Raw genomic sequence first — 13,566 nt, forward strand, 5'->3', positions numbered from 1 at the left:
ACAATATGTTGTTTGCCGGCTCACCCGACCGTGGCGGTCTGCGCCTGCTGCCGGGAATGGCGGTACAGCTCGGCATAATACCCTTTCTTGGCGAGCAGCGACTCGTGGTTGCCTTCCTCGACGATGCGCCCGGCGCGCATGACAATGATGCGGTCCGCGTGCCGGATCGTCGACAGCCGGTGCGCGATGACCAGCGTCGTCCGTCCCTGCGCGACGCGGTCCAGCGCCTGCTGCACGAGCCGTTCCGTATGCGAGTCCAGATTGGCGGTCGCTTCGTCGAGGATGAGGATTTTCGGCTGAAAAACAATGACGCGCGCGAACGAAATCAGCTGCCGCTCGCCGGCGGACAGACCGCTTCCCCGCTCCGACAGCCGCGTATCATAGCCGTCCGCAAGCCGCATGATCATCTCGTCCGCTCCGACGAACCGGCACGCCTCGATCACCCGCTCCCGGCTGATCTCTTCCCGGAACAGGCGGACGTTGTCGACGATCGTCCCCGAATAGAGGAACGGTTCCTGCTGCACGAGCCCGACGATCCGGTGCAAGGTATCGAGCGGCAGGCGCCGGATGTCGACGCCGTCGATCTCCACGCTCCCCTGATTCACGTCATAGAAACGGGCGAGCAGGCTGACGAGCGAACTTTTGCCCGCTCCGGTCACGCCGACGATGCCGATGAACTCGCCGGGCCGGATATGCAGGTCGAGGCCGTGCAGCACCTCCTGGCCGTCGACGTACGAGAACCGGATCCGGTTGAAATCGATTCGGCCGCGCACGTCCTCCCTGTCGAGCTTGGCCGCCGTCTCCGGTGCGGGATCGCGCACCTCGGGCTCGACGGAGAAAATCCGCCACAGCCGCTCCATCGACACCATCGTCGACTGCAGCGTGTTCCATTGCTGGGTCAGCGCGTTGATCGGCTGGAAGAACTGCCGGATGTACGTGATGAACGCGTAGAGCACCCCGAATTCGAACTTCTGGTGCAGCACGGCGTAGCCGCCGAGCCAGACGGCCGCCGCCACCGCGGCGTTGCCGAGCAGGTCGAAGGAGCGGTTGAACAGGATCGTTGCGCGCACTTCGCGCAGATTTTCCCGAAGATAGGTCCGGTTCGATTCGGTGAACCGCCGGTTCTGCTCCTCCTCCTGATGGAACGCCTGGATCAGGCTCATGCCGGACAGGTTCTCCGCGGTGAACGCGATCAGCCGCGACAGCTGCGCCCGCGAGCGGTGATACGCGCTGCGCAGCATGCGGCGGAACAGCAGTGCGATGGCCCCGATGAACGGGATCAGGATCAGCGCCCAGACCGCCAGCTCGGCGTCCAGCCAGAACATGAAGCCGATGATCATGAGGATCATCAGGCCGTCCCGGACGAGGCTGAGCAGCACCTGGGTGAAAAACTGGTTGATCGTCTCCGTGTCGCTCGATTCGTTCGTCACCAGGCTGCCGATCGGGTGCCGGTCGAAGAACGACATCGACTGGTTCGTGATGTGGCGGAACAGGTCTTTGCGCAGCTGCGCGACGATTGCCTGCCCCGCCCGCTGGAGCAGATTGCTCTGCAGATAGGAGAAAACGAATCCGACAACCGCGAGCAGTCCGTACGCCGCCCCGAGCCCTGCAAGCACGGGAATGCCGGACGAGCCGAGCGGGATCGTGTCGTCGATCGCCGTCTTGACGATGACCGGCTGCAGCAGATCGGCCGCGATCGCCAGGAACGTGCACAGGAAGCCGAGCAGGAACTTCCGGCGGTGCGGCCGCGCGTAGTCGAGCAGCGCCCGGATCGCCCGCCGGCGGTGCAGCGTCGGCTGCGGCGGCTCGCCGGACTGACGCGCGCCGTCTGGCCGCGCCCTCGCAGCCGGTCCGTCGGATCGCCGATCGCCGCCCGGTCGCGCCGCCGGCCCGCCGGGCCGCGTGCTTTCGGCCTGCACCGGATTTCGGCGTTTCTCGTCAGCCATGGACGACCGCCTCCTCTCCCTGCAGCCGGGCCATCGCCGCGTAATGGCCGCCCATACGCATCAGCTCGCGGTGCGTCCCCCGCTCGACGATCCGTCCGCCGTCCATGACGACGATCAGGTCCGCATGCATGACCGCGCTGATCCGGTGGGCGATCATCAGCGTCGTCTTGCCGCGGCGGGTCTTCCGCAAGTTATGCAGGATGCGCGATTCGGTCACGGTGTCGACCGCGCTGACGCTGTCGTCCAGAATGAGGATCGGCGCCTCCTTGATCAGCCCGCGGGCGAGGCTGGTCCGCTGCCGCTGGCCGCCGGACAGCGTGAGGCCCCGCTCCCCGAGCTTCGTGTCGAAGCCGTCCGGGAACCCTGCAATATTGTCGTAAATGTCCGCCAGCCGCGCCGCGTCCTCGATCCGCTCCCGCGATTCGGCGCGGTTGTGGAACGCGATGTTGTCCGCGATCGTCGTGCTGAACAGGAAGCCGTCCTGCGGCACGTATCCGATGACGGTGCGCAGACTCTCGAGCGTCGCCTCGCGGATGTCCTGCCCGGCGATGAACACGCTCCCGCGCGGCGGGTCGTAGACGCGCAGCAGCAGCTTGACGAGCGTCGTCTTGCCGCTGCCGGTCCGGCCGACGATGCCGACCGTCATCCCCGGCTTGATGTCCAGCGTAATGTCCGACAGCGCCGGCCGACCGGCGCCCGGATAGGTGAAGGTCAGGCCGCGGATCTCGATGGCCGCGGCGTTCTTCGGCAGCGGCCGGGCGCCTTCCGCGTCGGCGATGTCCGGCCGGATCGCGAGCAGCCGGTTCAGCCGCTCGAGCGAGGCGCGGGCGCGCTGCACCATGTTGATCACGTTGCCGATCTGCTGCAGCGGGTTCGCGATCATGCGCAGATACAGCGTCAGCTCGACGAAATGGCCGAGCGACAGCCTGCCCTGCAGCACGAGCACGCCGCCCCAGGTCATCGCCACCACGAGCGCCATGGCGCCGGCCAGCGGCAGCGACGCCTGGAACTTGCCGCTGAGCCTCACGAGCTTGTACTGGTTCTCGCGGATCCGGTCGACTGTCTCCCCGAACCGCGACCGCGCGACGTCTTCCGCGGCGAACGTCTTCGTCACCTTGATGCCGCCGAACTGCTCCTCCGCCGATTCGGTCATCGCCGCCAGCGATTCCTGCACCTTGAGCGACTGATTGCGGATGCGCGGGCCGAACCAGACGACGAGGAACGGAATGGCGCCGAGCGGCAGGATGCTGACGGCCAGCACATGCAGCGGAATGCCGCTCAGCAGCATGATGGTTACGGAGGAACACAGCAGCACGACGGCGTTCGTCAACTGGTTGAGGCCGTTGGCGATCGACTCCCGCACCGTCGTCACGTCGTTCATCACGTAGCTGAGCAGTTTTCCGATGCCGTTCTTCGAGAACCAGGCTTCGCTTAAGCCCGTGAAATGCCGGAACAGCTTCTGGCGCGTCGCAAACTCGAAATAGCGGCCGAGCCGATGGTTGATGTACTGGCCGACGCCGAACAGGACGCAGTAGCCGGCGCCGATCGCGAGCAGCTCCAGGCTGCTGCGGCGCACCGCTTCGGCGGTCAGGCCGGCCGCTTCCACCTGATCGGCGAAGTCGCCGAGCACGGCCGGATACAGCGCATGGACCATGTTCGCCAGCGTGATGGAGAGCGCCGCCAGCAAATAGTAGAACCAATACTTTCGGATCTGCGCGATGATTAGCCCAGGTTTACCCAACCGGATGCTCACCTGCTTTCTGCCGGCTGCCGCTCCGGCTTTTCGACAAGGAAGAAAATCAGCGTCTGCGTGAACGCCGCTCCGAACAGGACGACCGGCAGCTGCGCGGACTCGAGGTCGCCCGCGAACGCGAGCAGCGCCACGATGGACAGGACGCGGCCGGCGTTCAGGAACGTCTCCCGCATGACGACGGCTTCGTTGCGAAGCTGGCCTTTCAGCGGCAGCAGCGCGATTTGGCGATAGTAATAGTTCGACAAGGTATTGTGCATCAGCGGATTGCTGAGCGAGAACAGGATCATGAATACGGCGACGGTCCAGAACGTGAAATCGATGAACAAGAAAGCGGCGCCCAGGGTGACGCCGACCGACGAAAGCAGGACGTACAACTTTCCGAGATTCTCGCGGGCGAAGCGCGAGATGATGAAGCTGGACAGGATGACGAGCCCGGAGAAAAAGATCGTCAAATAGCCGACCCAATCCTCCCGCCCGACCGTGTTGTACAGCATGATGTTCGGCAAAAACAGCGTGATGCCCTGGAACAGCCCCCACAGGAAGAACGCGAGTAGCGCCTTCAGCCAGTCAGGCTGCCGGCGCAGCGCCAGCGGCACGAGATTCATGTAGAACGCCTTGTGGCGCAGGCCGGACGGCCGGATGCGCAGGCTGATCAGCGCCGCGGCGACGAACAGGACGAGCGACAGCGAGAACGTGACCAGGTAGCCCGTAAGCCCTTCCATAATCCCGATGATCGTGCCGGCGACCGCCGGACCGGCCAGCCCCGCCAGATTGAAGAAAGTCGTGTTGAGCCCGAGGAACCGGATCCGGTTCGCGCCGGTGGACACGTCGTACATCAGGACGAGATAGGCCGTCCAGTACATGCCGGAAGCGAAGCCGTTGAACAATCCGAACCATACGTAGTACTTGACCACGGCCGTGCCGGCGAGGATGACCAGCAGGTAGAACACCGCCGTCAGCACGATGCCGATCCGGTACGTGACGAGCCGGTCGGTCCGCTTCGCGAGCCAGGCTCCGGCCAGAAAGCCGACGGGGGTCAGCAGGAACACGATGATGTTGTAGATGCCGTTGACGGCAAGATCCTCGGTCAGACGCCACAGATACAGGTTCAGGAACAGGCCCGCCATCGAAGCGCCGAACTGGAACAAGCTGTGAATGCCGATCGTCAGGACCGCTTCGGCTGACAGGCGCCGGCTCGGATCGATGGTGCTTCCCGCCCGCGCAAGCGCCTTCATCCGGGACCATAAGCCCATGCTGCTTTCCCCTTCCGGTGCCATTGTCCGGTAATGCCGCTTGCCCCCTATTGTAGACCCCCCCGCCGTGAAAGCAAACGGAACAAGGCCGGCTCTGGCGCGTCCTCGCGTCATACCGGCCCGTTATCCCGCATTATCCGCCGCTTTTCAGCCAATTGAGCACGTCATCCAGCGTCTCGACCGGCACGATGGTCAGGTCCGGCGCACCCCGGCGCGCCTCTTCCTCCTGTCCCGCCGGCACGAAGAAGACGTCCGCGCCCGTCCGGCTGACCGCGTACGCCTTCTGCCGGACGCCGCCGACCGGACCGATGACGCCGCCCGGGCCGATCGTGCCGGTGCCCGCGACGTGCAGTCCCCCGGTGACGCCGCCCGGCGTCCATTGGTCAAGCAGCGCGAGCGCCAGCATCGCCCCGTGCGACGGGCCGCCCTCGTGCATGAAATACCGCCGGTAGGCGATGCCGTCCGGCACATCCGGGTCGAGCGCGTTCTCGACGATGATGCCGAACACCGCCCGCTCCGGCTCGTCTTCCGCCGGCCGCGTCGCCGCCGTGACGACCGTCTCGGTCCCGCCCCGCAGCACGGTGAGCCCGGCCGGCTCGCCCGGCGCAATCTGCCGCATCGCCTCGGTCAGCTCGGCGATGGACTGGACGGCGCGGCCGTTCACCGCCGTGATGATGTCGCCCGCATGCAGCGCGCCCGCGGCCGGGCTGTCCTTCAGCACGGCGGTGATGCGCGCGCCCCGCATGCGGATGCCTTCGCCGCGGCCCGCCCGCTCCCCGGCGATGGCGGCGCCCGCGGCTTCCGCATCGAGCTTCAGGCTGCGGACGAGCTCGTCGTATTCGGCGAGCGGCATGCCGAGACCCTCGATCGGCTCGAATTCGTAGTGGGGGAAAAGCTTCGCGTACAGCCGGTCGGCGAGAAAGGCCGGCCGGCCGATGACGAGCACGCCGTCGATCCGTCCCTTCGGCTCGCCGTCCGCGGCGCGGGCGTACCGGCTGACGTCGAACGTCAGGCCGGGGGTGGTCACGATCTCGCCCGTCGGCCAGAACAGCAAGGCCAGCAGGGCAAGCATGACCCCGAAGGCGCGCAGCGTGCGCGCCGGCACGCGGCGGCCCCGCCGACGCCGCTCGGCGCACGCCAGGTCGGTAAGCGCCGCGAGCCACGAAAGCCCGAGCGCGCCGAGCGCCGTGAACATGCGCGCCGGTTCCAGGCTGATCAAGAAGACGGCCGCGCAGGCGGCCGCGCCGAGGACGGCGGCTGCCGCGGGCGGAATCAGCGCCCGCGCATGAACGCCGTCCGCGAGCCCTTCCGCAAGGCGGAAGGCCGCTGCCGCCGCCCAGAGCGCCGGCGGCAGCGCGAGCGCGTACACGAGCGCGTCGAGCGCTTCGATCCAGCGCATGCCGCCGGGCAGCGGCAAGGGGTCGGGCAGCCACACGAGCTGCCCGAGGACGCAGAGCACGAGCGCCGCCGCCATGCCCGCCGCATGCAGCCGCTCCGCCCGGCCGGGCCGCGCCTTCCCGCGGCTCCGCATCACGGCGCGTCCGTCCCGAGTTCGGCGAGCCGCGGCATCCCCGCCTGGGCGCCGAATGTCATGACGGAACGCGACGCCGCGCGCACGGCGAACGCGCAGCACGCATCCAGCGGCCGTCCGGCCGCAAGCGCACAGGCGAACGCGGCGCCCGCCGCGTCTCCGGCACCCGTCGTGTCGACGACGGGCTTCGGCATCCGGTCCGCCGACACGACGACATCCATGTTCAGGCTTCCGACAACGGCAACGGCCGGGGCAGCGTCCTGTTTCTCCATGCCAGATCGCTCCGTTTCCGCAGATTCTCGCCTCTATTGTATCACGGACTTCTCTTGGCCGCCCGCGTTGCGCTATGATGTTATGGTGAAGAGATAGGGGGATCATGAAATGAATGAGCGCGTACGTGAGGCGCTGCGCAGTCCGTTCGCGGTGTTCACGGTACTGCTGACCATCAAGTTCTACATGGCATCAAGCGTCGTCTTCGACGGTTCCGTCTGGAACCCGCTGATCACCTCGCTGCCTTCGGTATGGGCGGCTTTCGCGCTGATCGAGCTGCTGACGGACAAACGCAAGACACTCGCCTATGCGATCGTCGATCTCATTTATACCTGCGTCTATTTCGCCGTCATCATGTATTACAAATATTTCGGCATCATCGTCACCTACCACGCCTTTTCGCAGATCGGACAAGTCAAGGAAGTGAAGGGAAGCGTTTTTCAACTGATGCATCCCTACTTCCTGCTCATCTTCGCCGATCTCGTCGTCATTGCGCTGCTCGCCGCAAGGCACCGCGGATTCCGGCGCTGGGCGTCGCGGCCGCGGCCGAGCCGCGCGTACCGCATGGGAGCGGCCGTCCTGTTCCTCGTCATGTTCGTCATCTGCGCCCTGCAGGTCGTGCCGAACCGGGGCATCGTGAACGAGCTTGCGCGGGCCGAGCGGATGGGCATCATCAACTATGAGGTCGACATCATGCTGACGTCGAGGCGCGAAGCGCTGCATGAACCCTCCGTCGTCACGCCGGCCGCCGTGCGGGAAGTGAAGCGGCTTCCGCAGACGGGCGTACCGGCGTACTGGAGTGCAGCGGGCGGGCGGCATGTGATTTTCATCCAGCTCGAAGCGTTCCAGACGATCCTGCTCGACCTGAAAGTGGACGGCGTCGAAGTCACGCCGGTCCTCAACCGGCTCAAGGAGGAAGGGGTCTATTTCCCCCGGTTCTTCCAGCAGGTCGGCGCGGGCAACACATCCGATGCCGAGTATACGGCGAACACATCCCTGCTGACGCCGCCGGCCGGCGCCGCTTCCGAGACATACGGCCGCAAGGCGCTGCCGAGCCTCCCGAAGCTGCTGCATGCGCGGGGATACGAGACGGTCACGTTCCACACGAATGACGTGAAGTTCTGGCATCGCGATGCGTTGTACCCCGCACTCGGCTTCGACCGGTACTACGACCAGCAGTTCTTCCGGGATGAAGACTTTGTCCACTTCGGCTCTTCCGACGAGGTGCTGTACCGGAAGAGCGTCGCCGAACTCAAGGCTCTGGCGGACGAAGGGCAGAAGGTGTATGCGAATCTCATCTCGATGTCCGCGCATCATCCGTTCAATCTGCCCGCCCACAAGGACACGTTCGATCTGCCCGAGCGGTTCCGCGGCACGTTCGTCGGTGACTATCTGCGCTCGCAGCACTATGCGGACAAGGCGCTCGGCCTGTTCATAGAGGAAATGAAAGCGGCGGGACTGTGGGAGAACAGTCTGATCGTCATTTACGGCGACCATATGGGCATGCCCGTCTACTCGCTGACGAAGGAAGACCGGTCGCTGCTGAAAGAGCTGCTCGGCAGAACGTACGGCTATTACGACATGCTGCGCGTGCCGCTTCTGATCGTCGCGCCGGGCGCGCTCGAACCGCAGACGATCGAGGCCGTCGGCGGCCACACCGACATCATGCCGACCGTCGCGAACCTGGCCGGCGTCCGGCTCGACGGCAGTGTCGTCTTCGGCCAGGATCTGCTCAATTACCGCAGCAACCTGCTGCCGATCCGCTATTATCTGCCCACGGGATCGTTCATCAATGACCATGCCATCTTCGTGCCCGGCGAAGGGTTCGGGGACGGCACGGTGTATCCGCTGGACGGCGGCAAACCGGGCGGCGCGGACAGCGTCGGAGCGGACGGCGCGCCGCTTGTGACCGAGGACGAGTACCGGCGCGCGCTCGACCTGTTCCGCATGTCGCACAGTTACATTTCGCAGCTGCCTGAAAGGCCGAAGGAAGGCGGGCGGCAATCGAGCTGACGTTGAGTCAAGAGGCTGCCCGACGGATCGGGCGGCCTTTTTTTTGCTTGGGTTGCGTTCCGCTGATCCCTTTTCCCGCCATCCCCATCCATCCCCTTCGCTCAGGCGCCCGCCTTTCGCCATTCCACCCTCGGGTGGGGCAAAACCCCGACCCCGGTCCAGACCCGAAAACCGCCGCGGGACCGTTACGGTCATCTTTCGCCGAACGCTACAATAAGATCAACAAGGGATCATTCAGGCGACCGAAGGATCGGCGCATCGGGCGCCGGCCCGCTCAGGAAAGGAGATACGCTCATGCGGAAACTTTATCGATCCAGGACGGACCACAAGCTGACCGGTCTGTGCGGCGGCATCGCGGCGTGGCTGGGCATCGATTCGACGATCGTCCGCCTCATAGCCGTCATTTCGGCGGTGTGCAGTTTCGGCACCATGGTGCTGATCTATATTCTGTGCAGTCTGGTCGTCCCGTCCGAGCCGCGCATGCACCACTTTGATCCGTACCTCGACCACCGGTATCGCTGGCGGACGCTGGTCCGCCCATTTTCCCATCCATAACCGATTTGCGAAAGGAGCACAAACGATGAGCAACCTCTGGAAACGACTCGCCGACGTCGCAAAAGCTACGGCCCATGAAGCGCTGGACAGACTGGAAGACCCCGTCATGATGCTGAATCACTACATCCGCGAGATGGAAGAGGAGCTGGACGACGCGCAGGAAGCGCTGCTCAGCCAGCGGGCGGTCGAACGGACCGCGCTGCTCCGTCACCAGGAATACCTCCGGATCGCCGCCGAACTGGAGACGCGCGCATCCGAAGCGTTGGCCGCCGGCCGGGAAGCCGAAGCGAGAGCGGCCCTTGTGGAAAGCTGGCCTTCGAGCAGAAGGCGGTGCAATATCTGACCTGGCATGAGGAAGCCGGCGAGCGCGCCGCCGAACTGGAAGCGAAGATCGAGCAGGCGAAGGCGGAACTGGCCCGGCTGCGCGAGAAGCGCCTCGAACTGACCGCACGGGCGGAGAAGGCGGCTGCAGCGGGCGCCAGGACCGGCCATTGGGGTTTCGGCATCAAGGCGATCGACGGCATCTCCGAAATCGGGCGTGCCGCGGCGCGCGGGTTCGAGCGGATTGAGGAGAAGATTTTGCAGTGGGAGGCGGAAAATGAGTCGCGCAAAGCCCGCGGCGGATACTGGAACCCTCCCGCACCGCACACCGTCGACGCCGCGCAGGTCGACGAGCAGCTCGAAGCGCTTCGCCGCAAGCAGTCGACCGCCAATTGACAGCAATCCGGGATGGAAGGCTTCGCGCCATGGCGCGGGGCCTTCCGTGCCGTTCCGCAGCCTCCGCCGCACCGGGGATTCGTGAAAGCCATGTCGTGCACATTCGCGCCATATTTGCCGGGAAGAGCGGGAACGGCTTGGTTTGGTGCATATCTGCACCAAATAATTCGGGTATTGGCGTGTGAGGCTTGATCTGATGCATTTCTGCACCAAATTTTCCGGCAACCGGCATGAACGGCCTGATCTGGTGCACATTTGCACTACGTTCGCAAGAAGCGCTCTGCATCGCCTGATTTTGGTGCAAATATGCACCACCTTGAGCGCATCCTTCGGCAGACCGACCATCGAATCCATCCCCCGTCCACCTTGACATCCCGGCCCGTTCAACCGTATAGTGGAGATCAAATAACCAACGTTGGATATCCAGCTTCAAGACAGGAGCATGCCGCTGTGAATGTAACGAATCTGATCGTGCTCGGCTTTCTCCGCATGCGGCCGATGCACGGCTATGAAATTCAGCAGTTGATTCAGCAGAGCCGCATGGACGACTGGGCGAATCTGCTCTCCGGTTCCATCTACTATGCGCTGGGCAAGCTGGAACAGGACGGCTTGATCCGCACCGAGGCGGAAGTGCGGAACGGCAACCGGCTGCGCAAGATTTACGCCATTACGGAAGACGGCGAGGCGCAATTCCGGGAGATGGTCCGCGAAGCGTTGACGCTCAGCCCCCACTCGATGAAATCCGATCTGGCGCTCGGGCTCGCCTGGATCGACGCCGTACCGCGGGAAGAGGCGATCTGGCTGCTCAAGCAGAACCTGGAACAAGTGGAGCGGACACGGGAGCAATGGCTCGTAGGCCGGGAGATCAAAGGCAGCTACGGTCTGTCGCCGATCGTCATGGCCGCCTTCGACAACGCCATCGGCGTGCTGGAACTGGACATCGCCTATTTGAAACGTCTGATCGCGCTGCTGCAGGAGGAAAAGACGGACTGATCTCCGGACCCGGGACTGCGGTCGGCAACTGCCGCGAACGCCCGGCTGCCGCGTATCAGCTCGATGGCTGCAAGCCTCCTCCATCCGTTCTCGCATTTCGTCGACCTGCTGTCCGCGGCGGTGCACGGAAGCCGGCAGGCCGACACCTGGACCTCTGCCGCGGCGCTCGCCGGATTCACGGCCGTCTGTCTGGCCGTCGCGGCCGCCACATTCCGATGGGATCAAGAAGGCGTCCGTTGCCGTTTTTTGGTGAAAGATTGAAAAACAGTCCGGGGTGATGGATAATGGAGACGGATCGAACGTCTTAAGATGCGCCATCCGGAACGATCCGTACCGAGACCGGAAACCGGCCGGCCCCGCAACGATTCGTCGCCGGCTGACGGTCATCTTGTTACGGGAGACTGCAGTTGAATGGTGAATCTTCGGGACGATTTCCGGCTCTATAAACTTGCATATCAGCACGATCGAATCGGCAAAGCGTTCGTTGACCGTCAAGGGCGGCTGTCGGATGCCAATCCCGCCTTGTGCGGCATGCTCAGGCTCGGGCCGGAAGAGCTTGCCGGGCGCACCGTGCCGGACCTGTTCCCGGATCTGCCGTGGCGCGAGCCTCTGGAACCGCTGTCGGCCAAATGCCGGTATGAACCGCCCGCCGGAGAACCACGGTGGCTGCACGTCCACCTTGCGCTTCTGGATGACGGAGAAGGAGACGGCGGAGGGAGTCCTGCGGCCGGCATCCTGCAAGTGGAAGATTTGTCCGCCGCCGTTCATCTGGAAGAGGAGATCCGGAGGCTGAAGCGGGATGCGGACACGCTGAGCAGGGCGGAGCACATGCTCCAATCGGAGAAGCTCGCCGCCGCGGGCCAGCTTGCCGCCGGCATTGCGCACGAGATCCGCAATCCGCTGACTTCGCTGAAGGGGTTTCTGCAGCTGCTCAAATCGGGTTCGTCTTCGGCAGCCAAGCGCGACGCCTATTTCACCATCATGCTGGAGGAATTGGGACGGATCGAGCAAATTCTCGGCGAACTGCTCGTGCTCTCCCGCCCCAGCTCCGTGCAATACGCCAAGACCCGCATAGCGCAATTGATCCGCCATGTCGTGTTGCTGCTGCAGCCCCAGGCCGTCATGCGCGGCGTCGAGATCGCGGTGCGCGCGATATCGGAGACGGCCTATATCTATTGCGACGAGAATCAGATCAAGCAGGTGCTCATCAACATCGTGAAGAACGGCATTGAAGCGATGGAAAACGGCGGAACGCTCTCGATCGAGGCCGCCGCGGATCAGGAGACCGCCGCAATCCGGATTGCCGACCAGGGAATCGGCATCCCTCCGGACAAGCTGGACCGGCTGGGCAGTCCGTTCTTCACGACGAAGGAGAACGGCACGGGCCTCGGACTGACGGTCTGCTACAGAATCATGCGGAACCACGGCGGGCGGATCGAGGTGGAAAGCCGGCAAGGCGAAGGCACGACGTTTACCCTCTACCTGCCGGTCGAAGGCCGTCCGCCGGACATATCCAGAGACGACCCGGCGTGATCGTCTCTGCATCCGCGTGAAACCTGCGGCCGGTGACATCGTAGAATTGCCAGAGGTGAACCGACAGATGGATCTGAAGACAGCGTACGAACGGCTCGGACTTCCCGAAGACGCAACACGCGAAATGGTGGAGAAACGCTACGACATGCTGCTGCGTCAGGAACGGCGCCGCATCCGGGCAGGCGGCGGGGAAAGCCCCGAATTTGCGGAGATTACGCGCGCCTACCGTTTCATCCTGGAGCAGGAAGAGAAGCAGGTCGTCTCGGAGCTGACCGAGCAGCAATACGGCAAGTACAAACAGTTCGCCGGACTGGCCGAGAAAATCGACCACTTCTTCAGCTACTACAAATGGCACACGCTCGGCGCCATTCTGCTCATCGGAGTCATCATATACGGGATCAACGCCTATATCGAGCACAAGGAAGAACAGGCCCGTCTTGCCGCGCTGCCGCCCATCGATGTGTACGGTATGATGCTTGGTCAGTTTTTTGTCCCGGACGGCAGCGCGGACACGGAAAACCTTGAAGCCGCCATGCTCGGCCATTTTCCGGACTGGAAGCGCGTGGAGCTGGAATTGCTCACGTTCTCCCTGGAAGCGCGCAGCGAACTGGACATCGCGATGCTCCAGAAGGCGTCGGTGTTGCTCGCCACGGAGAAGCCGGACATTTACATTCTGGACAGCGAGACTTATCCCTGGCTCGCGCAGACCGGCATTCTGATGGAACTCGACGAATTGGCGGCCGGCAGATTCTCTTCCCTGCTCCCGGAAGACGCCGCCGTCAAGGCGTTCGGCGGCGAGGAGAACGGCGAGCATGTTTACGGCATCGATCTGACGGACAGCCCGCTGATCGGCGAACTGCCGCTCCACAAGGACCGCTTCATCGTCGGCATCCGGCGCGACGCCGAGCGCGCCGACAACGCGCTGCAGCTGATCGAGACGTACCTGAAAGCGCAGCGATAGCCGGCCCGCCATGCCCGGCCGCGCACGACGAAGGCTCCCTC

13 protein-coding genes are annotated in these 13,566 nt (G+C 64.3%); 8 read left to right on the forward strand and 5 right to left on the reverse strand.

From position 1 onward, the window contains the following. Positions 1 to 20: 20 nt before the first annotated feature. The 5 genes from THECO_RS15910 to THECO_RS15930 form a co-directional block, all read right to left on the reverse strand. Entirely contained in the window at positions 21 to 1,946 is a 1,926-nt protein-coding gene (locus tag THECO_RS15910) for an ABC transporter ATP-binding protein (RefSeq protein WP_015256058.1), read from the reverse strand. Next, positions 1,939 to 3,687 carry an ABC transporter ATP-binding protein gene (locus THECO_RS15915; protein WP_015256059.1) on the reverse strand — a complete coding sequence of 583 codons (1,749 nt, stop codon included), beginning with the start codon at positions 3,685 to 3,687 and terminating at the stop codon, positions 1,939 to 1,941. The genes THECO_RS15910 and THECO_RS15915 overlap by 8 nt, the downstream gene beginning before the upstream one ends. An 8-nt stretch (positions 3,688 to 3,695) precedes the next feature. Further along, positions 3,696 to 4,952: an MFS transporter gene (locus THECO_RS15920; RefSeq protein WP_015256060.1), complete on the reverse strand. Its 1,257-nt coding sequence runs from the start codon at positions 4,950 to 4,952 to the stop codon at positions 3,696 to 3,698. 133 nt (positions 4,953 to 5,085) lie between these two features. After that, on the reverse strand, positions 5,086 to 6,483 hold the full coding sequence (locus THECO_RS20690; RefSeq protein WP_015256061.1) for a PDZ domain-containing protein: 1,398 nt from the start codon (positions 6,481 to 6,483) through the stop codon (positions 5,086 to 5,088). Then, on the reverse strand, positions 6,483 to 6,755 hold the full coding sequence (locus tag THECO_RS15930) for a PfkB family carbohydrate kinase (protein WP_041853953.1): 273 nt from the start codon (positions 6,753 to 6,755) through the stop codon (positions 6,483 to 6,485). Before THECO_RS15930 ends, THECO_RS20690 begins: the two co-directional genes overlap by 1 nt. Before the next feature lie 109 nt (positions 6,756 to 6,864). Here THECO_RS15930 and THECO_RS15935 point away from each other — a divergent pair, with 109 nt between their 5' ends. The 8 genes from THECO_RS15935 (at position 6,865) to THECO_RS15965 (ending at position 13,525) form a co-directional block, all read left to right on the forward strand. Continuing rightward, on the forward strand, positions 6,865 to 8,766 hold the full coding sequence (locus THECO_RS15935) for an LTA synthase family protein (protein ID WP_015256062.1): 1,902 nt from the start codon (positions 6,865 to 6,867) through the stop codon (positions 8,764 to 8,766). 294 nt (positions 8,767 to 9,060) lie between these two features. After that, a complete protein-coding gene (locus tag THECO_RS15940; RefSeq protein ID WP_015256063.1) occupies positions 9,061 to 9,321 on the forward strand; it encodes a PspC domain-containing protein in 261 nt (86 codons plus the stop codon). Positions 9,322 to 9,346: 25 nt separating this feature from the next. Continuing rightward, positions 9,347 to 9,664, forward strand: coding sequence for a PspA/IM30 family protein (locus THECO_RS20695; protein ID WP_015256064.1), 318 nt, complete (start codon positions 9,347 to 9,349; stop codon positions 9,662 to 9,664). Next, positions 9,652 to 10,038, forward strand: coding sequence for a hypothetical protein (locus THECO_RS20700; protein ID WP_015256065.1), 387 nt, complete (start codon positions 9,652 to 9,654; stop codon positions 10,036 to 10,038). The genes THECO_RS20695 and THECO_RS20700 overlap by 13 nt, the downstream gene beginning before the upstream one ends. A gap of 450 nt (positions 10,039 to 10,488) precedes the next feature. Beyond that, a complete protein-coding gene (locus tag THECO_RS15950; protein ID WP_015256066.1) occupies positions 10,489 to 11,031 on the forward strand; it encodes a PadR family transcriptional regulator in 543 nt (180 codons plus the stop codon). Positions 11,032 to 11,094: 63 nt separating this feature from the next. After that, positions 11,095 to 11,292 carry an ABC transporter permease gene (locus THECO_RS15955; RefSeq protein WP_041853954.1) on the forward strand — a complete coding sequence of 66 codons (198 nt, stop codon included), beginning with the start codon at positions 11,095 to 11,097 and terminating at the stop codon, positions 11,290 to 11,292. A 150-nt stretch (positions 11,293 to 11,442) separates the two neighbouring features. Next, positions 11,443 to 12,564, forward strand: a complete 1,122-nt coding sequence (locus THECO_RS20705; protein WP_015256067.1) for an ATP-binding protein — start codon at positions 11,443 to 11,445, stop codon at positions 12,562 to 12,564. Between the two features lie 67 nt (positions 12,565 to 12,631). Continuing rightward, entirely contained in the window at positions 12,632 to 13,525 is an 894-nt protein-coding gene (locus THECO_RS15965; RefSeq protein WP_015256068.1) for a hypothetical protein, read from the forward strand. The last annotated feature ends 41 nt before the right edge of the window (positions 13,526 to 13,566 follow it).

Origin of the sequence: Thermobacillus composti KWC4, from assembly GCF_000227705.2 — a bacterium.
GTDB classification, from domain to species: domain Bacteria; phylum Bacillota; class Bacilli; order Paenibacillales; family Paenibacillaceae; genus Thermobacillus; species Thermobacillus xylanilyticus.